26 protein-coding genes are annotated in these 23,278 nt (G+C 66.6%); 14 read left to right on the plus strand and 12 right to left on the minus strand.

All coding sequences use genetic code 11. The features are described 5' to 3' along the window. Positions 1–12: 12 nt before the first annotated feature. The 3 genes from ACETK8_RS10055 to ACETK8_RS10065 all read left to right on the plus strand — a co-directional run bounded on the left by ACETK8_RS10055 (position 13) and on the right by ACETK8_RS10065 (position 2,315). Entirely contained in the window at positions 13–1,020 is a 1,008-nt protein-coding gene (locus ACETK8_RS10055; protein ID WP_374035904.1) for a nucleotide kinase domain-containing protein, read from the plus strand. A gap of 9 nt (positions 1,021–1,029) precedes the next feature. Continuing rightward, positions 1,030–1,806 carry a dCTP deaminase domain-containing protein gene (locus tag ACETK8_RS10060; protein ID WP_374035905.1) on the plus strand — a complete coding sequence of 259 codons (777 nt, stop codon included), beginning with the start codon at positions 1,030–1,032 and terminating at the stop codon, positions 1,804–1,806. Positions 1,807–1,874: 68 nt separating this feature from the next. Further along, complete coding sequence (locus ACETK8_RS10065; RefSeq protein ID WP_374035906.1) at positions 1,875–2,315, plus strand: hypothetical protein; 441 nt, start codon at positions 1,875–1,877, stop codon at positions 2,313–2,315. A gap of 187 nt (positions 2,316–2,502) precedes the next feature. Here the strand turns inward: ACETK8_RS10065 and ACETK8_RS10070 are convergent, their stop codons facing one another. Together ACETK8_RS10070 and ACETK8_RS10075 are read right to left on the minus strand one after the other, a co-directional pair. After that, positions 2,503–2,772 (minus strand): hypothetical protein, encoded by a 270-nt coding sequence (locus tag ACETK8_RS10070; RefSeq protein ID WP_374035907.1) that lies wholly within the window; start codon positions 2,770–2,772, stop codon positions 2,503–2,505. Positions 2,773–2,782: 10 nt separating this feature from the next. Beyond that, positions 2,783–3,274 (minus strand): RNA polymerase sigma factor, encoded by a 492-nt coding sequence (locus ACETK8_RS10075; RefSeq protein WP_374035908.1) that lies wholly within the window; start codon positions 3,272–3,274, stop codon positions 2,783–2,785. Positions 3,275–3,755: 481 nt separating this feature from the next. Between ACETK8_RS10075 and ACETK8_RS10080 the strand changes: the two genes are divergently transcribed. Beyond that, positions 3,756–3,998: a response regulator transcription factor gene (locus ACETK8_RS10080; RefSeq protein WP_374035909.1), complete on the plus strand. Its 243-nt coding sequence runs from the start codon at positions 3,756–3,758 to the stop codon at positions 3,996–3,998. Positions 3,999–4,253: 255 nt separating this feature from the next. After that, complete coding sequence (locus ACETK8_RS10085) at positions 4,254–5,060, plus strand: hypothetical protein (protein WP_374035910.1); 807 nt, start codon at positions 4,254–4,256, stop codon at positions 5,058–5,060. A 502-nt stretch (positions 5,061–5,562) separates the two neighbouring features. Here ACETK8_RS10085 and ACETK8_RS10090 read toward each other — a convergent pair. After that, the gene (locus tag ACETK8_RS10090; protein ID WP_374035911.1) at positions 5,563–6,165 is read right to left on the minus strand and encodes a sensor histidine kinase; all 603 of its coding nucleotides are present in this window, start codon (positions 6,163–6,165) and stop codon (positions 5,563–5,565) included. 130 nt (positions 6,166–6,295) lie between these two features. On the opposite strand from ACETK8_RS10090, the gene ACETK8_RS10095 reads away from it, so the two are divergent. Next, complete coding sequence (locus ACETK8_RS10095; protein WP_374035912.1) at positions 6,296–6,751, plus strand: response regulator; 456 nt, start codon at positions 6,296–6,298, stop codon at positions 6,749–6,751. Positions 6,752–6,757: 6 nt separating this feature from the next. On the opposite strand, the gene ACETK8_RS10100 is transcribed toward ACETK8_RS10095, so the two are convergent. From ACETK8_RS10100 to ACETK8_RS10115, 4 genes are all read right to left on the minus strand, one after another. Further along, the gene (locus ACETK8_RS10100; protein WP_374035913.1) at positions 6,758–8,158 is read right to left on the minus strand and encodes a hypothetical protein; all 1,401 of its coding nucleotides are present in this window, start codon (positions 8,156–8,158) and stop codon (positions 6,758–6,760) included. Between the two features lie 63 nt (positions 8,159–8,221). After that, entirely contained in the window at positions 8,222–8,563 is a 342-nt protein-coding gene (locus ACETK8_RS10105) for a hypothetical protein (RefSeq protein ID WP_374035914.1), read from the minus strand. A gap of 30 nt (positions 8,564–8,593) precedes the next feature. Beyond that, on the minus strand, positions 8,594–9,130 hold the full coding sequence (locus tag ACETK8_RS10110; RefSeq protein ID WP_374035915.1) for a GNAT family N-acetyltransferase: 537 nt from the start codon (positions 9,128–9,130) through the stop codon (positions 8,594–8,596). A gap of 29 nt (positions 9,131–9,159) precedes the next feature. Next, the gene (locus ACETK8_RS10115; protein ID WP_374035916.1) at positions 9,160–11,376 is read right to left on the minus strand and encodes a S9 family peptidase; all 2,217 of its coding nucleotides are present in this window, start codon (positions 11,374–11,376) and stop codon (positions 9,160–9,162) included. A gap of 88 nt (positions 11,377–11,464) precedes the next feature. Here ACETK8_RS10115 and ACETK8_RS10120 point away from each other — a divergent pair, with 88 nt between their 5' ends. Beyond that, positions 11,465–12,256, plus strand: coding sequence for a S1 family peptidase (locus ACETK8_RS10120; protein WP_374035917.1), 792 nt, complete (start codon positions 11,465–11,467; stop codon positions 12,254–12,256). A gap of 143 nt (positions 12,257–12,399) precedes the next feature. On the opposite strand, the gene ACETK8_RS10125 is transcribed toward ACETK8_RS10120, so the two are convergent. Continuing rightward, the gene (locus ACETK8_RS10125) at positions 12,400–14,184 is read right to left on the minus strand and encodes an acyl-CoA dehydrogenase (RefSeq protein ID WP_374035918.1); all 1,785 of its coding nucleotides are present in this window, start codon (positions 14,182–14,184) and stop codon (positions 12,400–12,402) included. A gap of 98 nt (positions 14,185–14,282) precedes the next feature. Between ACETK8_RS10125 and ACETK8_RS10130 the strand changes: the two genes are divergently transcribed. From ACETK8_RS10130 to ACETK8_RS10140, 3 genes are read left to right on the plus strand one after another with little or no spacing between them, the layout of a single operon-like run. Further along, a complete protein-coding gene (locus ACETK8_RS10130) occupies positions 14,283–14,891 on the plus strand; it encodes a cytochrome b (protein WP_374035919.1) in 609 nt (202 codons plus the stop codon). A 1-nt stretch (position 14,892) separates the two neighbouring features. Continuing rightward, positions 14,893–15,459: a YceI family protein gene (locus tag ACETK8_RS10135; protein WP_374035920.1), complete on the plus strand. Its 567-nt coding sequence runs from the start codon at positions 14,893–14,895 to the stop codon at positions 15,457–15,459. After that, on the plus strand, positions 15,456–16,361 hold the full coding sequence (locus tag ACETK8_RS10140) for an L-threonylcarbamoyladenylate synthase (RefSeq protein WP_374035921.1): 906 nt from the start codon (positions 15,456–15,458) through the stop codon (positions 16,359–16,361). Before ACETK8_RS10135 ends, ACETK8_RS10140 begins: the two co-directional genes overlap by 4 nt. A gap of 117 nt (positions 16,362–16,478) precedes the next feature. Here the strand turns inward: ACETK8_RS10140 and ACETK8_RS10145 are convergent, their stop codons facing one another. From ACETK8_RS10145 to ACETK8_RS10160, 4 genes are all read right to left on the minus strand, one after another. After that, positions 16,479–17,555, minus strand: a complete 1,077-nt coding sequence (locus ACETK8_RS10145; RefSeq protein WP_374035922.1) for a patatin-like phospholipase family protein — start codon at positions 17,553–17,555, stop codon at positions 16,479–16,481. Positions 17,556–17,573: 18 nt separating this feature from the next. Then, positions 17,574–18,422, minus strand: coding sequence for a 3-hydroxybutyrate dehydrogenase (locus ACETK8_RS10150; protein WP_374035923.1), 849 nt, complete (start codon positions 18,420–18,422; stop codon positions 17,574–17,576). Between the two features lie 108 nt (positions 18,423–18,530). After that, positions 18,531–19,304: a peroxide stress protein YaaA gene (gene yaaA / locus ACETK8_RS10155; protein WP_374035924.1), complete on the minus strand. Its 774-nt coding sequence runs from the start codon at positions 19,302–19,304 to the stop codon at positions 18,531–18,533. A 45-nt stretch (positions 19,305–19,349) separates the two neighbouring features. After that, positions 19,350–20,756, minus strand: a complete 1,407-nt coding sequence (locus ACETK8_RS10160) for an FAD-binding oxidoreductase (protein WP_374035925.1) — start codon at positions 20,754–20,756, stop codon at positions 19,350–19,352. A gap of 62 nt (positions 20,757–20,818) precedes the next feature. On the opposite strand from ACETK8_RS10160, the gene ACETK8_RS10165 reads away from it, so the two are divergent. The 4 genes from ACETK8_RS10165 (at position 20,819) to ACETK8_RS10180 (ending at position 23,263) form a co-directional block, all read left to right on the plus strand. After that, positions 20,819–21,235, plus strand: a complete 417-nt coding sequence (locus ACETK8_RS10165; RefSeq protein WP_374035926.1) for an NUDIX hydrolase — start codon at positions 20,819–20,821, stop codon at positions 21,233–21,235. 136 nt (positions 21,236–21,371) lie between these two features. Next, entirely contained in the window at positions 21,372–21,704 is a 333-nt protein-coding gene (locus ACETK8_RS10170; RefSeq protein ID WP_374035927.1) for a hypothetical protein, read from the plus strand. Between the two features lie 111 nt (positions 21,705–21,815). Continuing rightward, the gene (locus ACETK8_RS10175) at positions 21,816–22,787 is read left to right on the plus strand and encodes an SPFH domain-containing protein (RefSeq protein ID WP_374035928.1); all 972 of its coding nucleotides are present in this window, start codon (positions 21,816–21,818) and stop codon (positions 22,785–22,787) included. Positions 22,788–22,801: 14 nt separating this feature from the next. Continuing rightward, positions 22,802–23,263 carry an NfeD family protein gene (locus tag ACETK8_RS10180; protein WP_374035929.1) on the plus strand — a complete coding sequence of 154 codons (462 nt, stop codon included), beginning with the start codon at positions 22,802–22,804 and terminating at the stop codon, positions 23,261–23,263. The last annotated feature ends 15 nt before the right edge of the window (positions 23,264–23,278 follow it).

Consider the following 23,278-nt stretch of genomic DNA (forward strand, 5'->3'; position numbering starts at 1 on the left):
AAGGCAAAGCGCATGAACCCTACCATCGTTTACGATGACTATTGGCGGTTCGCGGCGGAACGCCAGGCCATGTATCTCCGGCGGCTTGAGGGGAAGCGGGGGCCTTGGACCGACGACCCCATCTTGAGGACGTATCGTTTCACTAACGCCTACCGGGCCAGTGATAGAGTTAGCCAGTTCCTGATTCGACGCGTCCAGTACGCGGCTGATCGGTCACGATCGCCGCAGGAACTCTTCTTCCGCACTCTGCTCTTCAAGCTGTTCAACAAGGTCGAGACTTGGGAGCACCTTGAAAGCCAGCTAGGCCCTCTAAGTTGGCAATCGTTCGACTTCGATGCCGCTGATCATGTGCTTAATGACGCGATAGCGCGCGGAAGTCGGATTTATTCGGCCGCCTACATCATGCCGTCACCCGCCTTGGGGGCAGAACGCAAACACACCAACCATCTTCGCCTGCTCAAGATGATGATGGAGGACGGATTGCCAGCCAAGGTTGAGAAGGCCGGAAGCTTGAGTGGCATCTTCGACCTCTTGATCCCCTATCCGGGGTTGGGGAAGTTCCTCGCGTTTCAATATTGCATTGACTTGAATTACGCGCCGTTCCTCTCCCTGGAAGAGTCCGAGTTCGTCGTCGCGGGGCCGGGGGCGCTCGACGGCATCGCCAAGTGTTTCGACGATGCGGATGACTACGCTCCGGAGGATATCATTCATGCGATGGTCGACCGGCAGGAGGCTGAGTTCAAGCGACTGGGCCTGGATTTTCCCGGCCTGTTTGGTCGACGGCTGCAGCCGATCGATTGCCAGAACCTGTTCTGTGAAATCTCGAAGTATGCGCGTGTCGCTCATCCCAACGTCACGGGCATCTCGGGCCGCGTGCGCATCAAGCAGACGTATAAGCTTAGCTCACGAGCCTTGCAGCAACCCTTCTACCCGACGCGTTGGAATCTGACCGTGCCAGCCTACACGCCCACCGCCGCGTCTTCGACCCAGCCCGGCTTGTTCGACGCGGTGGCGGCATAGGCGGCCGTCATGAGGGATGAGGGGGATCCGACGAACAGCGAAGGCAGAGGATTTTGGACGTGGTCCACGATCGCGCGTCGCAACGAGGAGCATTTCGCCGAAACGGGCAGATACATCATTGAAGGCTTCGAAAAGGATCAGGAAAAGCGACGGGAACGCGCCTCTTACAATCTGACCGTTGGCGCCGAGATATATATCTCGCCCGCCTCGGATGAGGATCCAAAGTCCAGAGAGCGTTTGAGGCCAAGGGAATCACGCGCGATTCCATCCGGTCAGTTCGCGTTTCTGCAGACCGCCGAATGGGTGAGCATTCCTGAAGACGCCATCGCGTTCATCGCCCTACGGTCGAAGGCCACGAAATTCCGCGGTCTGGTGAATGTGTCCGGCTTCTACGTGGAGCCAGGCTACAGTGGCTATCTCATCTTCGCGGTCTTCAATGCCGGTCCTGGCACGATCCACGTCGCGAGAGGCGATGAGTGGTTCGAGATCTTCTTCGCCGACCTAGACGGTGGGTCGCACGGCAGGGAGAAACAGGGATTCACGGGGATCTCAACCGACCTGATCACGCCGTTAGCTCATCAGTTCCACTCCCTTCCAGGCTTGGATAAGAAGATCGATGAGACGAAATCCGCGTTGGACGAAAGATTACAGAAGGTCGAGCGCGACCACTCGATCCTGCGCTGGTCTATGGCCCTCATAATCGGCGCCTTCATCGCCCTCGGCGTCAAAACATGTACCGAGCCCGGTGCTGCTAGAACGCCGACGCAGGCGGAGGCGCCCCGATGAGGTGGCCATGGGATCGCCGAGGACGCTATTCACGCGCGCGGAAGATCGCGCGGACCGGCGTCTATCCGATGGCTCTGGTATTGTCCGCGATATCGATCGTCGTGATCGCCGGCGACACCTCTGCCGTTTCCAAGTCCTTGCCATTTGGTCCGGTTCTGTTCGCGATGGCGGTGAGCACGCTTGTCCTCTCGATTGTCCGGATCGGCGACGGATCGTTGGACCTTCAAAATGGCAAGCAACTACGGTCAGGAGCGCGGTACGCCGCAAGTTTCTGGTTGACCGCGTTCGTCACGACGTGCGCGGCGGTTCTCGTGTTCCTGGTGATCGATCGCCTGCCTGATAAGATCGACTGGCCGACAAACACAGCACGTCGGGGTTCGGATCCATCCTTTCAAGAGCAACGAGATGTGGCGTCCAAAGAGCCTCGGTCGACGCTTACCGCTCCACCTCGGCCGCCTGCGAAATCGGCTGAGACGGGTACCTCGCCGGCTAGTGCCGAAGCTCGCTAGGCTCTTCCAGTCTGATGGCGTTTGTCTGCGGCCACTGTACCCGGACGCTTGTCCGGGGAACTCCTCGTCGGACCGGCAGTCGATCCATTTTTTGCGGGCGATCGACTCTAACAAGGCGAGCGACCTTCACGGCTGAGCTGCTGTGGGAAAAAGCAACCGACCGGTTCCATCAAAGAGCCGGTACGCGTCATGACTGCAGATCGTCCATGAGAGCCAGCATCTCGCGCAGCTTTTCGCGCGCGCCGGACAGCCGACGGGCAGTGACCAGCTCCTGACGGCCCGCAAGCCGCAGGACAACTTCGAGCACCTCGTCGGATCGCCCCATCAAGGCGACGAGGTCTCGCCGCCACTCGAAGAAGTGGCGGATGTCGTCGGAGGAGACCTGGGGCGCGCCAAGGCGGCTGAACCAGTCAGAGGCCTGCTGGCGGCGTACATCGGGATCAGAATCTCGGGTCATGGCGGCCCGCCTAAGCCCCCATCTGCTTCGAGCAATGGTCCAACGCCTTCGACATCCGCCATTCCACGGTTTTCAAGTTCAGGCCGCGAGCCGCAGCGATCTCCGCATATGTCATACCGCCAAAACGGCTCATCACGAAGACGTCGCGGTAAAGCGCGGGCATGGTCAGGATGACCTGCTTTAAGAGGAGGTCCTCCAACTGGCTGGCGCCTTCTCCCGGATCGACCGCGTCGACATCGGCGGGTTCGCCACCGCGACGACGACTCCGGCGGCTGTCATCGCGCACCAGGTTCAGCGCGATCCGAAGAAGCAGCGCCTTCGGCCGTCTGACCCCGCCCGCCGAATAGGGCGCGGCTCGAATATAGGTCTCTTGGGCGACGTCAGCGGCCTGATCGGCGCCCACGAAGACGCGCAGCCGGCCGGTCAGCCAGCTGTTGTATCGGCGGTAAAGGCGCTCCAAGCCTTCGGCCGTCTCGGCGTCCATTTCTTTGGCGTCGGTCACTCCGTCCTCCCGCCCACAGGGGCGGGCCGGGAAACCCAAGCGCGAGCGAACGCGGCCGCGCCTCCGCTCGGTGCGGGGCGCACGGCGCCTCTCGACGCGTAAGGCGCGCCTTGGGGCTGCTCCAAGTTCGGTATCGCACAGGGATTCCAAGCCCCGTTGTCGGCGCGAACGTCGACGCTCCAGCATGAATCAAACAGAATCCCGGCGCAAGCGGGAGGGGTCGGGCGTTGGAATCCTCTGCGTTGAGGCCCGCTGCTTAGCGATGGAAGCGCCGCCTTCGCCTAAGGCGAACCCCGGCTCCCGCTTCCGCGCCTATCTCACGGCGCCCGACGAGACAGCGTAGGCCCTAGGGGTCTGACCCGCAAACAAAGCGTAGCCTGATAGAAACCCGCAAGAAACATGCGTTTCCCACGCAAGTCTTCAGCGTTGCCGTTCCTGGCGCCTGAGAAGTACTAACGCATCGAAGCAACTGGAGGTGGTTATGGTCAATCATGACACCAGCCGCGCCAATGCGGCGACGGTCACTGAGCTGAGCGCGCGTGAACGTGAGTGTTTGCAGTGGGCCGGCCGAGGAAAAAGCTCGTCAGACATCGCTGGGATACTCGAACTATCCCCTCGGACGGTAGACAGCTATTTGGAGAAGGCCTGCTCGAAGATGGGCGTGAGGACCCGCATCGAGGCCGTGGCGGCAGGGGTTCGAATGGGCATCATCTCTGCGGATTGAAGGTCTCGCCTACGTCCTGCCCAAATGGCAGACCCTGCTTTTCTCCGAGATCACCCGGATGACCTCCGCGCCCACTGCAAGACGATTGTGGACCGCGGAACGCCAGCATCGGCGTGGACGCTAGCGCCGTCGTCGAACAGAGCTACGGCTGGGCGATCCTGCACGAAGAAGCTAGGCCCCCAGCCATACAACTACTAGTCTGTATGCAAGCGGGTCCGTTGAGGGCGGGCTAGTTGCGGTGGGGGGAGGCGCTTCATGTTTGAACTGACGGATCGCGATTACGCGAGCTACGCTTTGCCGGACATCGATCTTGAAGCGCAACTCCTGGCCGTCCGAAGCTTGCTCAGCCGCAACCGGACGGCGGACGAGGCGCTGATCGAGGAGATCAGCCGCCTTGGGAAACAGGCGCAAGCCGCGACGGGACCGAACAGTTGGCATCTCGTGGATCACCATGTCGACCTGCTGCACGGCTCGGTCTACCACGACGCCGCCAACAGTATGTCGGCAGTCGGCATGCTGGCTCCGATGATCGAGTCCGTTTTTGTGGGTCTGTTCCGCAGCATCGGCCGTCAAGGCTGGCCGCTGAACTCACACAAGCGATCGAAGCGGGCCGGTGAAGGCCATGAGGCCTTCTGGAACCCCCAGATCTATTTCCCCAAGCCGCCGGAAACGCATCGCACCGATCTGACCCTCGGCATTCCCCAGCTAGTCGAGGCGACCGGCATGGAGGCTGCCATGGCGCCCGACTACAAAGCGGTGCTCAAGGCGCTTTTCGTCTATCGCAATCGGATGTTTCACAACGGCTTCGAATGGCCCAAGGCGACCCGTGCCGAGTTCGCCAGCCTGATTGAGACGGAGGGTTGGCCTGACGACTGGTTCAGCCGCGCCACGAGCGGCGGCGAGCCTTGGGTCTTCTATATGAGCGAGCTTCTGATCGAGCGCTGTTTCGAGGTTCTGGACAAGGCCCTGGACGGGGCAGGGCGCCACATTCGCGAGCTAAGCCGCGAGCTCGGTTGGAAAGAGGAGGTCATCAAGACGGCACCCGAGACGAAGACAGAATAGCCTTGGGAACGAGCACAACGGGGAAGCTGGACTGCAGACCCGCAACCGGTAGGGTCCGGCAGATCCGGCGGCTGCGTCAGCGAAGCCCTACGCGGTAATCTGACGCTTGAGTTCGGCCGTCGCCGTTGTGGACGCGGTCCCTGGTCATGCGTTCGGAGCGATTGGCGATCGGCATGATTGCTGCCGCGAGCGTGAGGCCCTAAGGGCCCCAGCCAGCGGTCGCGATCAAGCGAGCTCAATTCCATTCGCAGTGCCAAACCCTACGATCTGACGGCTCAAAGGGGTTTTACATCACCTCCCTAAGTCATTGATTTTATTGAGTCCGAATAGCTGGGGTTTTACAACTTAAGTGTCTGTTTCTTCCGCAGAGATTTCAGATTTTGGTACCGTCATTCTAGGTTCGAGTCCTAGTTCCCCAGCCACCGCCTTCCACGACAAGCGAACAGCGAAAGCCGCGCCAGGGTCTCCCCGGCGCGGCTTCGTTGCTTTGTGGCGCTGGCTTTTAGTGGGTCGTGTCGGGGCGGATCGGCAGGCGCACGCGGATGCCCACGCCCGCATCGGCGGCGGTCTCGATGACCATGGCCCCGCCCAGATGGGCCACCAGACCCTCGACCAGGGCCAGGCCGTCGCCCTTGATGAGCTCGTCGGCGCCGACGCCGGAATCACGCACCACCAGACTGATTCCATCCGAGGCCCGCGAACAGGCGATGGCGATCGACCCGCGCCGGTCGCCGGGGAAGGCGTGGCGCACGGCGTTGGACATCAGTTCGTGGACGATGATGGCCAGGGGCACCGCATGGGTCTCGGGCAGGGCGCCCGGCGCGGCGCGCAGATCGATTCGAACCCCGCGTCCGTCGCAGTTGCGCCGCCAGAAGCCGGCGGCGTCTTCCAGATAGGCGGCGAAATCGACCGCGCCGCTCTCGACGATTCGACGGTTGATCAGCCCCATGGCCGCGACCACGTCGCTGAGCCAGGTCAGGTGGCGACGACTCTCGGGGTCCTGCACGCTGCGCAGGCGAATGCCGACCAGGGCCTGGAGCAGCTGATAGCCGCCCAGAACCCGGCGTTCGAGCTCGGCGATCCGTTGTTCCGCGTCCGCGGTCATTCGCCCCCCAAGGCGTAAAAACTGACTATTTCGATATCCGCCCAGAACCAATTCGCCAAGCGCGCGTTTCGATTGTCCGCTAACCGACACAGTAACCTTAGTGTCGGACCGCGTGTGTTTGGGGACGGGTTTGCAACAGACGTCTGACCTTCGGGTCATGATCGTGGAGGATCAGGCCATCCTGGCGATGGAGCTGGAACTCGTGCTCGGCGATGCCGGGTGCGATGTCGTCGGTTGCGCCATGGACCGGGCCTCGGCCTTCGAGATCGCCGAGCGCGAGCGGCCCATGCTGGCCCTGGTCGATGTCAACCTGCTGGACGGGATGACGGGGCCCCAGATCGCCCATCGTCTGGTCAGCGAGTACGGCACGGCCGTGATCTTTCTGACCGCCAACCCGGAACAGATTCCCGACGGATTCGCCGGAGCCCTGGGCGCCGTGTCAAAGCCGTTCGACGAACAGACGATCCGGGCCGTGGTCGCCTTCGCGAGGCGCTTCATCCTGACCCGGACCGTCAGCGATCCGCCGAGGCGATTCCGCCTGGCCCCGTGGCTGACCACGCCGCCGGCGGATATCGCCCCGCACTGATCGGCGTCAGTCGATCTTCAGCCGCACGAAGACCATCCCCCCGTCCGGATCGCCGCCATAGACCGGCTCCAGACCGGCGGGCACGCGGTTGATCGTGTAGAGCGCCCCCAGGCCGAAGCGGACACGCGGCGCGAGGGGCCAGTCATGCACGGCCCCGACCGAAGCCTTGGCCACGGTGAACAGCGCGCCATGACCGCCGCCGATGGCCGGCAACAGCTCATCCGTCTCGATCCGTTCGGCACGGGCGAACAGGGTCCAGCGGTCGTCGGGGCTGACGGCTGATTCCAGCAGCCAGGCGTCCTTGGATTCGTCGTGGTCGTTGGTCTTGCGCCCCCAGGCCAGGGTCGAGGACCACCAGCCGTCCGGCCCCAGGCGGCGCGTATGGATCGCGCTGGCCGACATCTTCGTCTCGTCCTCGCCGCGCTCCAGCTGCTCCGGCGCGGCGACGTCGGCATACGACGCTTGCAGCGCCCACTCCGGCGACGGGTTCCACGACGCCCGCACCGACCAGCTGTCGAACGCGGGGCTCTCGATATCGTAGCGGTCCTGATCCGGCTCGCGTCCCCGGAAGGACGAGGCCTCGATCTTCATCGTGTCGTGAACCCAGCCCAGCGTCGCCACCCCGAAGACGATGTGGGTCGAGTCGAGCCAGTGGTGGGTCACCGGCGCCTCCGGCGAATCCACCGCGCTCATCCGGTGCATGAAGGCGGGCGGGCCGAAGGCGGGCTCTCCCGGCAGGCCGATGTAGGCGAAGACGCTGTCGGTGTCGGACAGGCGGCGCGAATAACTGGCGGACAGCTCCATGACCAGCTCGTGCGGATGCTGGCGGTCGATCAGCGGATTGACCCCGTCGGCCGTCTCGCCGGCGGCCAACAGCAGCGGGAAGCCGTCCTTGCCCATCAGGGGGTCGGGGCTGAGCATGGCGCGCAGATTCAGGGTCGAACCGTCCGAGAAGTCTCGCCGCGCCGCGGTCATCAGCATGCCCGAGACGAAGGTCTTCTCGTCGCCACGAGGGCCGTTCTGACGGTCCCAGGTCAGGTTGATCAGGGCATGGCTCATGACCGACCAGTCGCCGGCCTGGGTGTGGATGCCGCCGTGTTCGGAGGCGTCCGGCTGCCAGCTGGTGCCGGAGGCGTCGCGCGACATGGACCAGGGGCCGAGGGCGCTGGTCATGGCGTGGTCCTGGGCGTGATCCTCGCCGGGGGCCATCGCGGACATGTCGTGTCCGGCATGGGGCGAGGGCGCCGGTTGGGGCATGGCGTGACCCGCGTGCGGGTCGGCGACGGGCGTCTGGGTCGGCGGCGCGGAATGTCCCGCATGGCCGGAGTGATCCTGCGCGGTCGCCATCGGCGCGAGAACGAGGAGGGAGGCGCCGGCGCTGAGCGCGGCGAGATATCGGGCAGCCATCATGGGCTCCTTGCAAAGATAGGTCGTGGGCGGACGCGTCCGCCTTTCAGGTCTTTGGAAGGATCAGGCCTTGGGCGGGCCGGTCTCGGGCGTCAGGCGCAGGCCGACCGGCAGGGCGCGAACGGCGGGCTGGGGCGAGGTCGGACGGACGGTGATGCCGGATCGGTCCGGCGGGGTGATCGCCGGGGCCGCGACACAGGCGACGCAACAGGGCATGCTCTTCATGGGCTTGTCGGGCGTGTCCGGCTGGGGTGCCCCTGGCTTAGACGTGGCGTCGCGGTGACCCATTGCCGCCATCTTATGACAGGGCGGCGGCGGGCTGTCGGCCATGGCCGGCGGAACCGCGCCCAGCAGCAGGACGCCGAGGGCGCCGAGCAGCATGAGCAGCGTCCGAGCGAAGGCCATGGTTCTCACTACGGCCGGGCGGCCCACGGCTCAAGCCAGATCGACGCCCGGCGCGCTCGGTGCGGCGGCGGTCGGGTCCAGATCCAACTGCATCACATGGACGTCGATCCAGCGGTCGAACTTCCATCCCGCATGCCGCCAGGTCCCGGCGCGCTCGAACCCCAGCCGCTCGTGCAGGCCGATGGAGGCCGCGCTGGTCGCGCTGTCCGAGATCACCCCCATGACGTGGCGCAGGCCCAGCTCCCGCGCCCGCTCGATCACGGCGGACAGCAGGGCGCGCCCGACGCCTCGGCCCTGCAGGCCGCCCGCGACATAGACCGAGTTCTCGACCGTGTAGCGATAGGCGTTCCGGTTCCGGAACGGCGACAGATAGGCGTAGCCGGCGAAGACGCCGTCCATCTCGGCAACGACCCAGGGCAGGCCGCGTGCAAGAACAGCCTCGAGCCGCGCGGCCATCTCGGCCTCCGACGGCGGCGTCTCCTCGAAGGTCGCCGTGCCGGTCAGGACCTCGTGGCCATAGAGGGCTGTGATGGCCGGGATGTCATCGACGACGGCGTCGCGAATCATGAACCCACTCCCTATGGGAGAGGGAAGGGTCACGTTGTTTCCCAGCCCTTCTGGATGGCCCAGACCGCGAAGGCGTAGTCGTGGGCGACCTCCTTCAGGTAGTCGAACCGGCCCGACGCCCCGCCGTGGCCGGCCTCCATGTTGATCTTCAAGAGCACCGGCTTGCCCGATGTCGTCGCGGGCCGCAGCTTGGCCACCCATTTTTCCGGCTCCCAGTAGGTGACGCGCGGATCGGACAGGCCGCCGGTCGCCAGGATGGCCGGATAGGCCCTGGCCTCGATGTTGTCGTAGGGGCTGTAGCTGGCGATGTAGTCGTAGGCCTCGACGTCCTCGATCGGATTGCCCCACTCGGGCCACTCCGGCGGCGTCAGGGGCAGGGAGATGTCGGACATGGTGTTGATCACGTCCACGAACGGCACCTGGCCGATCACCCCGGCCCACAGCTCGGGCCGCATGTTCGTGACCGCGCCCATCAGGAGGCCGCCGGCCGACCCGCCCTGCGCCACGATATTCCCGGCCCGCGCATAGTTCCGGGCGATCAGGTGATCCGCCGCCGCCGTGAAGTCGGTGAAGGTGTTCTTCTTCTTGAACTTCCGCCCATCCAGGAACCAGCCCCAGCCCTTGTCGGACCCGCCCCGGATATGGGCGATGGCGTAGATCCAGCCGCGATCCACCAGCGACAGACGCCCGGTCGAGAAGCTGGCCGCCATCGGAATCCCGTAGGAGCCGTAGCCGTAGAGCAGCAGCGGCGCCGATCCGTCCACCGGCGTCGTCCGACGACGCAGCACCGTGACCGGCACCATCTGTCCGTCCGTGGCGGGGGCGTTCAGCCGCTCGACGACATAGTCCGCCGGATCGTGCCCCGACGGCACCTCCTGAACCTTCCGAAGCGTCCGCTCGCGGGTCAGCACGTCGTAGTCATAGGTCGAGGTGGGGGTGGACGGCGAGTTGTAGCCATAGCGCATCGTCGTCGTCTCGAACTCCGACGCCCCGCCCAACGACAGGGCGTAGGCGGGCTCGTCCACGGCGATCTCGTGCTCGTCGCCCTCGCGGTCGCGAATGACGATCTTCGTATTGGCGTCGGCGCGCTCCTGACGGGCGAGGAAGCCCTTCACCAGGGCCACGCCCTCGATGAACCGACCCGGCGTGTGCGGGACCAGATCCGTCCACGACGCCCGGCCCGTCTGCTCGGTCAGCGTCTGGACGATCTTGAAGTCGATGGCGTCGTCGGCGTTGGTCCGGATCACCCAGCGGTCCAGCCAGTGATCGACGTCGTAGCGAACCGCGACCTCCCGCTCGGCCAGCACCTGGGGCGCGTTCGTCGGCTGGTCGCCCGAAATGTAGCGTGTCTCGGACGTCTCCTGGTTCTGGATGCCGATGACGATGAAGGCGTCGTCCGAGGTCCGCTCGACCCCCATGAACATGCCGTCGTCCGTTTCTTCATAGACCAGGGTGGTCTCCCCGCCGCGCGCCGGGCGACGGAAGATCTTGTCCGGGCGGCCGTTGTCGTCGCGGTTGGTCCAGAAGATCCACTGGCTGTCCGGCGAGAAGGTGAAGTTGCCGGTCGCCGACTGGATCACGTCCGGCAGGACCTCGCCGGTCGCCAGATCCTTCACATAGATGCGGTGGACCTCCGACCCCTGCGCGTCCTCGGCATAGGCGAACAGGCTGTGGTCGGGACTGTGCTCGACCGCCGAGACCTCTGAATAGGCCTTGCCCTCGGCCAGGGCGTTGCAGTCCAGCAGGAGTTGCGGCGTGGGGGCGACGATGAAGTTCTTCGTCACCGTCCGGCCGTCCTGGGTCCAGGTCCCCTGGCGCTCGACGCGCATGTAGCGGGGATGCTGGTCGCCGGTCTGGAAGGCGGTGAAATACGCCCACGGGCCGTCAGGGGCGGGGACGGACGAATCGTCCTCCTTGATGCGGCCCTTCATCTCCTCGAACATCCGGGTCTGCAGCGGCAGGGTCGAGGCCAGCATCGCCTCGCGGTAAGCGTTCTCGGCCTCCAGATGCTCTTTCACATCGGCCTTGATCAGGGTCGGGTCGCGCAGCACGGCCTGCCAGTTGTCGTCCTTCATCCACTGATAGTCGTCGGTCCGGGTGCGCCCCAGCTGTTCGATGACGACGGGGATTCGCTTGGCGACGGGCGGGGTGGGGGACATCTGGGCTCCGGGGGAACGGGCGAGGGCGGGTGAGGCGGCCAGTACCGCGGACGCGGCGGTCGTGGCGACGAATTCGCGGCGGTTCATTATGTCGCTCCCCTGTAAGTCACCGGCGGAGCTTGTGCGACCGGCATAGGCCCCGTCAAATGGCCTCGCGCATCAGAAAGGCCCCTTGATGATCGAGATTCCGCCCGCCCAGGACGCCGCGCCCCCGCCGGTCGTCGCCCATGTCTGGGACCTGACGGTCGGATTGATCGACGCCACGGTGCAGTTGGACCAGCCTTCGGGGCCCAACACGCGCACCGTCGGCACCGGCTTCCTGATCCAGGCGCCCAAACCCGACGGCACGCCCCGCATCGTCCTGGTCACCGCCGCCCACGTTCTGGAGCGGATGGACGAGCCGGAGGCGCGGATCGGCTGGCGCACGGCGCTGGGCGACGGGACCTGGCGCTTCGATCCCCAGCCCCTGACCATCCGGGACGGGGAGGGCGGTCCCCTGTGGGTCCAGCATCCGGAGCGGGACATCGCCGTCATGGAGGTCCGGGCGCCCGAGGCCTTCGCCCGCGCGGCCATCCCGCTCGGCTGGCTCGCCGACGAGAACTCGTTCGAGGCCTATGAGGTCGGACCGGGCGACGAACTCCTGTCCCTCGGCTTCCCGCGCGGCCTGTCGGCGAACCGCGCCGGTTTCCCGATCCTGAGGGTGGGGCGGATCGCCTCCTATCCCATGTCGCCGGTCAGCGCCTTCCCGACCTTCCTGCTGGATTTCACCGTCTTCCCCGGCAACTCCGGCGGCCCGGTCTTCTGGACGCCGAGCGCGAGGAAGAGGCCCGGTACGACGGAGCCGGAGACGGCCTTCATCGCCGGGCTATTGAGCCAGGAGGTGCGGGTGAATGACGAACAGCTGGAGATCGGGGTGGTCACCCACGCGGTATTCGTCAGGGAGACGATCTCGATGTTGGACGAGTAGTCTCCTCCCCATCGCAGATGGGGAGGTGGCAGCGAGCGCTTGCGAGCTGACGGAGGGGTTCTGGGGGGCACGCAGAACCCCTCCGTCTCTCCGCTACGCTCCGAGCCACCTCCCCATCGCTGCGCGACGGGGAGGAGACGCAATCAGGCCCCCAGCACCTCCGGCGTGATCCGCGACAGCAGCTCCCCGCCTTGCCCCACGGCCGCCAGCCGGCTCGACGCATGGCCCAGGGTGTTCGCGGCATAGACCTCGTACAGGTCCATCTTGCCCTTCAGCCACGCCGGATCGCCGTCTCCGGTATCCAGCCGCGCCTTTGCCGCCAGCGCCCCCTTTGCCAGCATCCAGCCTCCGACCACGTCGCCCAGCAGCTTCAGATAGGCGTCCGCGGCCGCCAGCACGTCGGCGCCCCGCGCCGCATCGGCCTTGGCGTCCAGCAGCCAGTGGGTCGCGTCCTCGACCGCCTCGATGGCGGCGGCGAACCGCTCGACCGGCTTGCCGGCATAGAGACCCGACAGGTCCTTCAGCGTCGCCTTCATGTCGGCGATCAGGGCCTTGGCCGAGGCGCCGCCGTCCTGCGACAGCTTGCGGCCGACCAGATCCATGGCCTGGATGCCGTTGGTGCCCTCGTAGATCGGAGTGATGCGGGCGTCGCGATAGTATTGGGCCGCGCCGGTCTCCTCGATGAAGCCCATGCCGCCGTGGATCTGAACCCCCATCGAGGCGACGTCGCAGCCGACGTCGGTCGACCAGGCCTTGGCGATCGGCACGAACAGGTCCTCGCGGCCCTTCCATTTGCGACGGTCGTCTTCGGAGCCCGCATGCTGGGCCAGGTCGGCGGCCACGCCGGTGGCGAAACAGATGGCGCGGGCGGCCTCGATCCTGGATTTCATCACCGCCAGGGTGCGGCGGATATCCGGGTGGTCGATGATCGGGGCGTTGGCCTCGCCGGTCCAGATCGACCGGCCCTGACGCCGCTCCAGCGCATAGGCCAGTGCGTGCTGATAGGCGCCCTCGGCCACGCCGACGCCCTGCACCCCCACGGCCAGACGGGCGTTGTTCATCATCACGAACATATGGGCCAGGCCCTGGTTCGGCTGACCGACCAGCTCGGCGCGGGCCCCTTCATAGCTCATGACGCAGGTCGGCGAGGCGTGGATGCCCAGCTTGTGCTCGACCCCCACGGGGCGGAAGTCGTTGCGGCCGCCCAGTGACCCGTCGTCCTTCACCTCGAACTTCGAGGCCAGGAACAGGCTGATCCCCTTGGGCCCCGCCGGCGCGTCGGGCAGGCGAGCCAGCACCAGGTGGACGATGTTGTCCGTCGCGTCGTGGTCGCCCCAGGTGATGAAGATCTTCTGGCCGTTCAGGGCATAGGTGCCGTCGCCGTTCGGCGTGGCTGTGGCCGTCAGGGCGCCCAGATCGGAGCCCGCGCCCGGCTCGGTCAGGACCATGGCTCCGGTCCATTCGCCGGACACGAGCTTCGGCAGATAGGTCGCCTTCTGATGCTCGGTCCCGACCTGTTCCAGCGCCTCGATGGCCGCCAGCGACAGCATGGGGCAGAGCGCGAAGGCCATGTTCGCCGACTGCACCGTCTCATAGGCCGCCAGCTCCAGCGCCTTCGGAAGGGCCTGTCCGCCCGCATGGGCCGAGGCCGTCAGACCCGTCCAGCCGCCTTCGGCGAACTGGCGATAGGCGTCGGCGAACCCAGGCGCGGCCGTGACCGACCCGTTGGCGTATTTCGATCCGGCCAGATCGCCCGGCCGGTTCAGGGGCGCCAGCACCTCTTCCGAGAACTGTCCGGCCGCTTCCAGCACGGCGGCCAGCAGATCGGCGTCATAGTCGGGGAAGCCGCCGGTGGCGGCGACGTCCTCGATCCCGGCCACGGCGGTCAGGCTGAAGGCGATATCCCGAACAGGGGCGCGATAGGGCATGGCGAGGTCTCCGGCGAACTAGAGTCGTCTTCTTACACAAGTCACTCTGTGTGTCAGACCTTCTTGCGACGATGCCGTTGCGTCAGGCAAGGGATCGCTTGGCCTCGGTCGTTCGCTGGGCCAATCTGCCGATGCAGTGCGACGTGAGGAAACCGATGGCCGAGCCTAGAAACCGCTATTCGACGGTGTCGCTGGTCTTCCACTGGGGCCTGGCCCTGCTGGTGCTGGCCCAGGTCCTCCTGATCACGGCGCACGAGGCGACCGAGGGGCCGATGTCGCGGGAGTTCGTCCAGGTCCACAAAGCCCTGGGCCTGACGGTCCTGATCCTGACCCTGGCGCGAATCGGCTGGCGCATGGCCAACCCGGCCCTTCCGTCGCCGGCGGGCACGCCGGACTGGCAGAAGTTCGCGGCCAAGGCGACGCACATCCTGTTCTACGTCCTCCTGATCGGCATTCCCCTGTTCGGCTGGGCGGCGTCCAGCGCGGGCGGGCGTGACATCGACTGGTTCGGCCTGTTCAACTGGCCGCTGCTGCCGATCACCCAGAGCCGCGACCTGGCCGGGACCCTCATGGATCTGCACAAGGCTGCGGTGAAGCTGCTCTACGTCCTGATCGCCCTGCATGTGCTGGCGGCGCTGAAGCATCAGTTCGTCGACCGGGACAACGTCCTGCACCGGATGATCCCGCTGATTCCCCGGCGTCCCTGAGATGCGGTCGGCCCTGATCGCGCTGGTGATCGGGGCGGCCTGCCTGGCCACGAATACGAGCCGGGCGGATGTCGAACGCTGGGTTGTCGTGCCGGGCTCATCGACGATCACCATGCGGGTCGGCACGCCGGTCGGCGCGCGGACCGGGCGGTTCACGCGCTGGAGCGGCGACGTTCGCTTCGACCCCGAACGGCCGGAAACGGCGCAGGTCGCGATCGAGGTCGATTCGGCCTCCCTGCGGATGGAGGACGCGCGGCTGACGGCCACGGCGGTCGGCGACGGCTTCCTCGACAGCGGCCGCTATCCCCATATCGCCTTCCGGCTGACCGGACTGGAGCCGGCGGGTGGAAACCGGTTCATGGCGCGCGCCGACATCACCATGAAGGGCGTCACCCGCCCTGTGCGCTTTCCCGCCACCTTGCGCAGCGATGGTCAGACGGCGCAGATGACCGGCGGCTTCTCGCTGGATCGGGCGGCCTTCGGCATTGGAACGCGTGGACCGTGGAACGGACTGATCGGACAACAGGTGCGGGTGGACGTGTCCCTGGCGACGCGGCCGGCGGCGTGACCGAGGCGGTCGCGGCCCTGCGCGCCGGCGACCTCGTCATCCTGCCGACCGAGACCGTCTACGGCCTGGCCGCCGACGCCGGAAACTCCGAGGCCGTGGTCAAGATCTTCGAGGCCAAGGGCCGGCCCCGGTTCAATCCCCTGATCTCCCACGTCGCCGACGCCGTCGCCGCCGAGCGGATCGCCGTCTTCGACGATGCGGCGCGAAAGCTGGCCGAGGCCTTCTGGCCCGGCCCGCTGACGATCGTCGCCCCATGTCGCGACATCGTGGCCGTCAGCGATCTGGCGCGTGCAGGCCTTGATAGCGTCGCCGTCCGCGTGCCCGGCCATGCGAAGGCGAGGGCGGTGCTGGACGCCTTCGGCGGCCCTGTCGTCGCCCCCTCGGCCAACCGTTCCGGCCGCCCCAGCCCCACCACCTTCGCCGACGCCGTGGAGGAGACGGGGTCGTTCGCCGCGGCCGCCCTCGACGGCGGCCCCTGCGCCGTCGGCGTCGAAAGCACGGTCGTCTCGGTGCTGGACGGCCGGGTCTCCCTGCTGCGCCCAGGTTCGGTCACTCGCGAGGAGATCGAGGCTCTGATCGGCCCGCTGGACGGCTCGGGCGAGGGCCATCGCTCGCCCGGCCGCCTGACCCGCCACTACGCCCCCTCGGCCCCCGTGCGGCTGGGCGCCGACGCGGGCGGGGAGGGCGAGATCTTCCTCGGCTTCGGCCCCGGTGTGGGGCCGGAACGCTGGAGCCTCAGCCCCACCGGTGACCTCCGCGAAGCCGCCGCCAACCTGTTCCGTCTGCTGCGCGAGGCTGACCGCGAAACCCCCGCCGGCATCGCCGTCGCCGCCATCCCCGGGGTCGGTCTCGGCGAGGCGATCAACGACCGCCTGAAGCGCGCCGCCGGCTTCGTCGGTTAGACTCGACCGCCTTTTTCTTCAGCGCGGATCTCAGCTCGTTGAAGCAAGGCTCTGACAGAGTTCAGTTGCACTCGTTGGACTCGGCTTTTCAGAGTCCAAAGTGCAAACGCCGGTCGCTCAACCGAACCGCGCCTGCAGGTCCACGCTGGACCGCACCCCGACCTCGCCCGCACAGCTGGCCAGCCACTCGTCCGCCGCCGCCCGCCCGCGCTTCTTGAGGTCGTTCAGGAAGGTCCATTCGGTATTGAACTTGGACCCCAGCGACAGGTCGCCCAGCCAGCCGTCCGCCTCGATGGCGTGCATCAGGATGTGGCGATACCGCTCCCGCGCCGTGTCGGTCAGCCGACCTTCCTCGATCAGTTCCTGGACGAAGGCGATGGCTCGCAGTTCGGCCACCAGCGGCGCATTGAACACCACCTCGTTCAGCCGATCCATGATGTCGCCCGCCGACTTCGGCGTATCCTCCCGCTCGAAAGCGTTCAGGGTGATCAGCAGCACGTCGTCCGGCGTGTCCTGGTAAAACAGGGGCCACAGCGGCGGATTGGCCAGATAGCCCCCGTCCCAATAGGGCTCCCCCTCGATCTCCACCGCCTGGAACAAATGGGGCAGGCAGGCCGAGGCCAAGAGCACCTGATCCGTTATCTCGGCCGAGGCGAACACCCGGCTCTTGGCGTGGCGGACGGCCGTGGCGGCCACGAACAGCTTCACCTCGGAGCCTCGCACCGCCTCGAAATCGATCGCCGCCTGCAGCACCCGCTTCAGCGGGTTGTGGTTGAACGGGTTGAATTCATAGGGCGACATCGACATCGCCAGGGTCTCGGACGCCCGCCACAGAGGCGAATCCTTCAGCCAGGCCGGCTGGAAGGCGTTGGACCAGATCGAGGTGTCGCCGAAGACGTTCTTGCCGCCCGACTGATTGGTCTCACGCCAGAGTTTGTCCAGCGCCTGACGCGCGCCCTCAGGCCCGCCCTTGGCCAGACCCGAGACCAGCGCCGCCCCGTTCATGGCCCCGGCGGACGAGGCCGTCACCGCCCGGATGTCGAGGACGTCAGCCTCCAGGAGCCGGTCCAGCACGCCCCACTGGAACGCCCCGTGCGCGCCTCCACCCTGCAAGGCCAGACAGATCGGACGGCGCCCGTCGCTGGGTTCAGGCGCGGCGGGCGCTGGGGTCGACTTGCGTTTGAAAAGCGCCATCGTCCCCCGGCAATCGTCTTATTGGGCGGTCCAGCCGCCGTCGATCGAGAAGCTGGCCCCGTTGGCCGAGGCCCCAAGATCGCTGACCAGATAGAGGAAGATCCCCGCCAGCTCGTCGGTCGTGACGAACCGCTTGGTCGGCTGGGAGCCCAGGATCACGTCCTTCAAGACCCGTTCCTTGGACATGCCGCGCGTCCGGGCCTGATCCTCGATCTGCTTGGACACGATCGGCGTCTCGACGAAGCCCGGGCAGATGGCGTTGCAGGTGATGTTGTCCTGCGCAACCTCCAGAGCCACCGTCTTGGTGAAGCCGATCACACCATGTTTGGCGGCCACGTAGGCCGACTTGAACGGCGAGGCGACCAGGCCGTGGGCCGAGGCCACATTGATGATTCGGCCCCTCCCTTGCGCCTTCATGATCGGGATGGCCGCCCGCGTGGCGTAGAAGGCCGACGACAGGTTGATCGCGATGATCTGCTCCCACTTGTCGGCCGGGAATTTCTCCACCGCCTCGACGTGCTGGATGCCGGCGTTGTTGACCAGGATGTCCACCCGGCCCAGCTGGTGCTTGGCGAAGGCGACCATGTCGCCGACCTCGTCGCCCTTCAGCATGTTGGCGGCGTGATAGCGGACGCGGACGCCGCAACTGGCCTCCAGCTCCGCGCGGGTGCGTTCGATCTCCGACGGATCGCCCAGGCCGTTCAGGACGACGTCGCCGCCGCGCGAGGCCACGGCGCGAGCGAGCGCCAGGCCGATGCCCGACGTCGAGCCGGAGATGACGGCCACCTGGCCCTTGAGGTCGTTGGGGTCGCGATAGACGGGGCGCTCGGCTTCCGATGCGTCCTTCTTTCCGGGCCACTGAAACATGGGTCGTTCACTCTCGCTCTATGCCTCGGTCCACGCCGTTCGGGCGGTCGCCGGGGTCTCTGGTTTGAGGCGAGCCTAGCTCTTCGCGTCTGCGAAATCGACCCGGTCTCAGGAATTTCCTTGTCTGGTGAATATCCAATCCGTCTCGGTCGAGAGCGCCTTGTTGAAGCTGTAGCCGTCGCGGTCGAACGCCTTCAGGTCGGCGGGCGTTTCGATCCGCTCGTCGATGGCGAACCGGGCCATGGTCCCGCGCGCTTTCTTGGCGAAGAAGGAGACGATGCGGCTCTCGCCGTCCTTCTCTTCGCGGAAGTTGGGCGTGATGACCGGCAGCTTCAGGGCCTTGGCGTCGACGGCGCCGAAATACTCCTGGCTGGCCAGGTTGATCAGGGTCGGGTCCTTCTGGCCTTCCGCATCGGCGTTCAGCTGTTTCGAGATCCGGTCGCCCCAGAAGTCGTAGAGGCTGGACCCGCGCCGGGTCTTCAGCCGCGTGCCCATCTCCAGACGATAGGGCTGGATCCGGTCCAGCGGACGCAGCAGGCCGTAGAGGCCGGACAGGATGCGCAGATGCTCCTGGGCGAAGGCCAACCCGGCCTTGTCCAGCGTGCGCGCCTCCAGCCCCTGATAGACGTCGCCGTCGAAGGCGAAGGCGGCCTGGATGCCGGCGTCCAGGGCGTCGGGCTCGAAGGCCTTGAACCGCGCCTGGTTGAGCTTGGCGAGATCCGCCGAAATGCCCATCAGGCGACGCAGATCGGCCTGGGTCTGGTTCCGCGCCGTCTTCGACAGGGAGGCGGTGTCCTCGAGGAACCGCCGGTGCGTCGCCGGGATGTCCGACGCGGGCTCGGTGAAGTCCAGGCGCTTGGCGGGGGAGAGGACGATCAGCATGACCGGGTCTCTAGGCCCGTTCGGCGACGGTTTGAAGCGCCGAGCCTAGAACAGCACCGCCGGGTTCATGATCCGCTGGGGATCGATGGCCTTGCGGATAGCCTGCATGGTCGAGATCTCCAGCGGCGTCTTGTAGCGGCGAGCCTCGTCGGTCTTTAGACGGCCCAGACCGTGTTCGGCCGAGATCGAACCCTCGTAGTTGGCGACGACGTCGTGGACGACCTTGGACCCGGCCTCCCAGCGGCCCAGGAAGGCCTGCAGATCGCCGCCCGGCGGGCACAGGATGTCGTAGTGCATGTTGCCGTCGCCGACGTGGCCGAAGGCCGAGACACGGGCGCCGGGCTCGAAGGCCTCCACCGCCGCCGTCGCCTCGTCGAGGAAGTCGGCGATGCGGCTGACGGGGACCGAGACGTCGTGCTTCCAGCCGCCGCCCTCGGGCCGCTGGGCCGCCGACTGCTCCTCGCGCAGCTTCCAGAAGTCGCGGACCTGGGTCTCGTTCTGGGCGATGGCGGCGTCGGTGATCAGCTCTTCCTCGAAGGCCGCCGTCAGGATGCGCTCCATCCCGGCCTCGGCCGCGCCGGGCTCGCCCGAGGTCAGTTCGATCAGGACATACCAGGGTTGGACGCTGTCCAGAGGCTCGCGAACGCCGGGGATGTGCTTCAAGGCGAACTCGACGCCGATCCGCTTCATCAGCTCGAAGGCCTCGACCCCGCCGCCGGTCTCGGCCTTGGCGCGTGCCAGAAGCTGGATCGCCGAATAGGCGCTGGCCAGCCCGACGACGGCCGTGGCGCGGCTACGCATGATGGGGAAGAGCTTCAGGGTCGCCGCCGTGACGACGCCCAGCGTACCCTCTGCGCCGATCAGCAGCTGCTTCAGGTCGTAGCCGGTGTTGTCCTTGCGCAGCCGCTTCAGGCCGTTGAACAGCTGACCGTCCGGCATGACCGCCTCGATGCCCAGCACCAGGTCGCGCATCATGCCGTAGCGCAGGACGGCCGTGCCGCCGGCGTTGGTCGAGATCACCCCGCCGATGGTCGCCGTGCCCTCGGCCGCGAGGCTGAGCGGGAAGAATCGGTCGGCCTTGGCCGCCAGCTGCTGGGCCTCCAGCAGGGTGATCCCGGCCTCCACCGTCATGGCGTCGTCCAGTGGGGTGACGTCGCGCACGGCGCGCAGGCGGCGGGTGGTCAGGAGGACCTCGCCGAACGGCACCTGACCGCCGACCAGACCCGTCCCGCCGCCCTGGGGCACGATGGCGACGCCGTGGCGGGCGCAGATCTCGACCGCGCGGGCGATCTCGGCCGTTGTGTCGGGCTTGAGCATCAGGGGCGTGTCGCCCTTCCACTTGTTCCGCCATTCGGCGACCCAGGGGGCGATCTCGGACGGATCGTCGGTCCAGCCGGACGGTCCGAGCGCGGCTTTCAGTTCGGCGAGGGCGGCGGGGGAAGGGGAGGCCATGCCCCCGTTCTCTCAAAGCGTCGCCGCCGACGCTACTCAAAACAGGCGCTAGGATCGGCCGTATGAGCGATTCCTCGATGACGCCCGTGCCCGCCGTCGGGGTGATTTGCCTGAAGGGCGATGAGGTCCTGCTGATCCGACGCGGCAAACCGCCCCGGATGGGCGAATGGAGCCTGCCCGGCGGCCGCATCGAATCGGGCGAGCGGGCGGTCGATGCGGCGCTTCGGGAACTGCAGGAGGAGACGGGCGTCGAGGCGCGGATCCGGGGTCTGGTCGATGTGGTGGACGGCATCTTCCCGGAGGCGGGACGCCACTACGTCCTGATCGACTACGTCGCCGAATGGATCGCCGGCGAGCCGGTCGCGGGCGATGACGCGGCCGAGGCCGTCTTCATGCCGGTGGAGGCGGCGATGGCCGCGGTCGGCTGGAGCGAAACCCGGCGTGTGATCGCCCGCGCACTGAAGATGCGGGACGCCTGACCGGCATCGTCAGGTCCCGTCACTAACCAAACCGGGCCGTGCGGCCGCATCTAGGGGCAGACGAGTTCGGCGGTTTCGCTCGAAGTCGCTCTTTCTGAACTACGGTCGGCATCCCGCCGGCTTCGGGGGAACACTGATGAACACCAAACTGATCATGGCCGCCTCGGCCGTCGCCATCCTGTTCGCGACCGGCGCCGCCGCTCAGGACATGTCCTTCACGCTGACGAACACCAGCGACGCGACGATGACCGAACTGTGGGTCGGCGAGTCGTCGAACGAAGACTGGGAACACGAACTGCTGCAGGGCGAAGAAGTCGCTCCGGGCGACTCGGTCGACATCTCGATCGAGGACGATCTGGAAGACTGCACCTACGACATCCACGCCGTGTACGACGACGGCGACACCCAGGACGTCATGGACGTCGACGTCTGCGACCTGAACGACCTGGACGTCGAAGACGACGACTGATCTTCGGACCCATGTCCTGACGCTGACGGCGGTTCCCGAACGGGGGCCGCCGTTTTCGTTTGTGGCGAGCGGACGGCGCGGGGTAGCCTTACACGTCAGGGAGGAAACCGAATGAGCTACTTCGCCATCGTACTGCTGGTCTTCGCGGTGATCCTGCTGTTCAGCGTGGTCAAGATCGTGCCTCAGGGGCGCGAGTTCACCGTCGAGCGGTTCGGCAAATACACCAAGACCCTGAAGCCCGGCATCAGCATCCTGACCCCGTTCGTGGAGCGGATCGGTCGGCGCATGAACATGATGGAACAGGTGCTGGACGTCCCGACCCAGGAGGTCATCACCAAGGACAACGCCGTGGTGAAGGTCGACGGGATTGTCTTCATCCAGGTGATGGACGCCGCAGCCGCCGCCTATCGCGTCGACGACCTGAACTACGCCATCGCCCAGCTCTGCATGACCAATCTGCGGACCGTGGTCGGTTCGATGGAACTCGACGAGGTGCTGTCGCAGCGCGACGCCATCAACACCCGCCTGCTGCACGTCATCGACGCGGCGACCGAGCCGTGGGGCGTCAAGGCCAACCGGATCGAGATCAAGGACCTGACCCCGCCCGCCGACATCACCAACGCCATGGCCCGCCAGATGAAGGCCGAGCGCGAACGCCGCGCCGTGGTGACCGAGGCCGATGGTGAGAAACAGGCCGCCATCACCCGCGCCGAGGGCGCCAAGCAGGCGGCGATTCTGGAGGCGGAGGGCCGCAAGGAAGCCGCCTTCCGCGACGCCGAGGCGCGCGAGCGTGAAGCCGAGGCCGAGGCCAAGGCGACGGCCATGGTGTCTGAAGCCATCGCGCGCGGCGACGTGAACGCAATCAACTACTTCGTGGCCCAGCGCTATGTGGACGCCTTCGCCGAGATGGCGCGCAACCCCACCCAGAAGACGGTCATTGTCCCGGCCGAGATGGGCAGTCTGGTCGGCACCATCGCCGGGATCGGCGAACTGGTCGGTCTGGCGAAGGATCAGCAGCACACGCCGCCGCGTCCGCCGGCCCGCGCCACGCGTTCGGGCGGCGCCGTGCCGCCGACCGCCTGACGGAGGGCTGAGCCATGGATGCGATCGCCGATCTCTACGCGGCCCAGCCGTTCTGGATCTGGCTGGGCGTCGGGGTGCTGCTCCTGGCCGTCGAAGCGTCCCTGTCGACGGAATGGCTGTTATGGCCGGCGGTGGCGGCGGGCGTGGTGGCCGTGCTGACGGCCCTGGGTCTGAGGGTCGGGTTGCCGGTCGAGATCGCCATCTTCGCCGGCCTGACCATCCTGGCGACAGCCCTGTCGCGACGGCTGGTCCAGCGGGTGAACCCGTCCGATCATGTGGACATCAACGACCGCGACGCCCGACTGATCGGTCAGCGGGCGCGGGTGGTCGAGCCCTTCGTGGACGGCCGCGGCCGTGTCTTCGTGTCCGGCGCGGAATGGGCGGCGGTGATCGAGGGCGACGCCCCGCCCGTCGGCGACAGTGTCGTGGTGGACCGGCTGGACGGTCCGTCGCTGAAGGTTCGGCGCGAGGCCTGACCTGATCGAAAGCCG

The sequence above is a fragment of the Brevundimonas staleyi genome (assembly GCF_041893865.1).
GTDB classification, from domain to species: Bacteria; Pseudomonadota; Alphaproteobacteria; order Caulobacterales; family Caulobacteraceae; genus Brevundimonas; species Brevundimonas staleyi.

Excerpts from the sequence above, each read along its gene's own strand:
- ACETK8_RS10125 (WP_374035918.1), bottom strand. The coding sequence starts at position 14,184 with ATGCCCTATCGCGCCCCTGTTCGGGATATCGCCTTCAGCCTGACCGCC.
- ACETK8_RS10055 (WP_374035904.1), top strand. The coding sequence starts at position 13 with ATGAACCCTACCATCGTTTACGATGACTATTGGCGGTTCGCGGCGGAA.
- ACETK8_RS10120 (WP_374035917.1), top strand. The coding sequence starts at position 11,465 with ATGATCGAGATTCCGCCCGCCCAGGACGCCGCGCCCCCGCCGGTCGTC.
- ACETK8_RS10150 (WP_374035923.1), bottom strand. The coding sequence starts at position 18,422 with ATGTTTCAGTGGCCCGGAAAGAAGGACGCATCGGAAGCCGAGCGCCCC.
- ACETK8_RS10135 (WP_374035920.1), top strand. The coding sequence starts at position 14,893 with ATGCGGTCGGCCCTGATCGCGCTGGTGATCGGGGCGGCCTGCCTGGCC.
- ACETK8_RS10085 (WP_374035910.1), top strand. The coding sequence starts at position 4,254 with ATGTTTGAACTGACGGATCGCGATTACGCGAGCTACGCTTTGCCGGAC.
- ACETK8_RS10080 (WP_374035909.1), top strand. The coding sequence starts at position 3,756 with ATGGTCAATCATGACACCAGCCGCGCCAATGCGGCGACGGTCACTGAG.
- ACETK8_RS10110 (WP_374035915.1), bottom strand. The coding sequence starts at position 9,130 with ATGATTCGCGACGCCGTCGTCGATGACATCCCGGCCATCACAGCCCTC.
- ACETK8_RS10100 (WP_374035913.1), bottom strand. The coding sequence starts at position 8,158 with ATGGCTGCCCGATATCTCGCCGCGCTCAGCGCCGGCGCCTCCCTCCTC.
- ACETK8_RS10065 (WP_374035906.1), top strand. The coding sequence starts at position 1,875 with ATGGCTCTGGTATTGTCCGCGATATCGATCGTCGTGATCGCCGGCGAC.
- ACETK8_RS10160 (WP_374035925.1), bottom strand. The coding sequence starts at position 20,756 with ATGGCCTCCCCTTCCCCCGCCGCCCTCGCCGAACTGAAAGCCGCGCTC.
- ACETK8_RS10165 (WP_374035926.1), top strand. The coding sequence starts at position 20,819 with ATGAGCGATTCCTCGATGACGCCCGTGCCCGCCGTCGGGGTGATTTGC.
- ACETK8_RS10070 (WP_374035907.1), bottom strand. The coding sequence starts at position 2,772 with ATGACCCGAGATTCTGATCCCGATGTACGCCGCCAGCAGGCCTCTGAC.
- ACETK8_RS10170 (WP_374035927.1), top strand. The coding sequence starts at position 21,372 with ATGAACACCAAACTGATCATGGCCGCCTCGGCCGTCGCCATCCTGTTC.
- ACETK8_RS10175 (WP_374035928.1), top strand. The coding sequence starts at position 21,816 with ATGAGCTACTTCGCCATCGTACTGCTGGTCTTCGCGGTGATCCTGCTG.
- ACETK8_RS10115 (WP_374035916.1), bottom strand. The coding sequence starts at position 11,376 with ATGAACCGCCGCGAATTCGTCGCCACGACCGCCGCGTCCGCGGTACTG.
- ACETK8_RS10180 (WP_374035929.1), top strand. The coding sequence starts at position 22,802 with ATGGATGCGATCGCCGATCTCTACGCGGCCCAGCCGTTCTGGATCTGG.
- ACETK8_RS10145 (WP_374035922.1), bottom strand. The coding sequence starts at position 17,555 with ATGGCGCTTTTCAAACGCAAGTCGACCCCAGCGCCCGCCGCGCCTGAA.
- ACETK8_RS10105 (WP_374035914.1), bottom strand. The coding sequence starts at position 8,563 with ATGGCCTTCGCTCGGACGCTGCTCATGCTGCTCGGCGCCCTCGGCGTC.
- ACETK8_RS10060 (WP_374035905.1), top strand. The coding sequence starts at position 1,030 with ATGAGGGATGAGGGGGATCCGACGAACAGCGAAGGCAGAGGATTTTGG.
- yaaA (WP_374035924.1), bottom strand. The coding sequence starts at position 19,304 with ATGCTGATCGTCCTCTCCCCCGCCAAGCGCCTGGACTTCACCGAGCCC.
- ACETK8_RS10090 (WP_374035911.1), bottom strand. The coding sequence starts at position 6,165 with ATGACCGCGGACGCGGAACAACGGATCGCCGAGCTCGAACGCCGGGTT.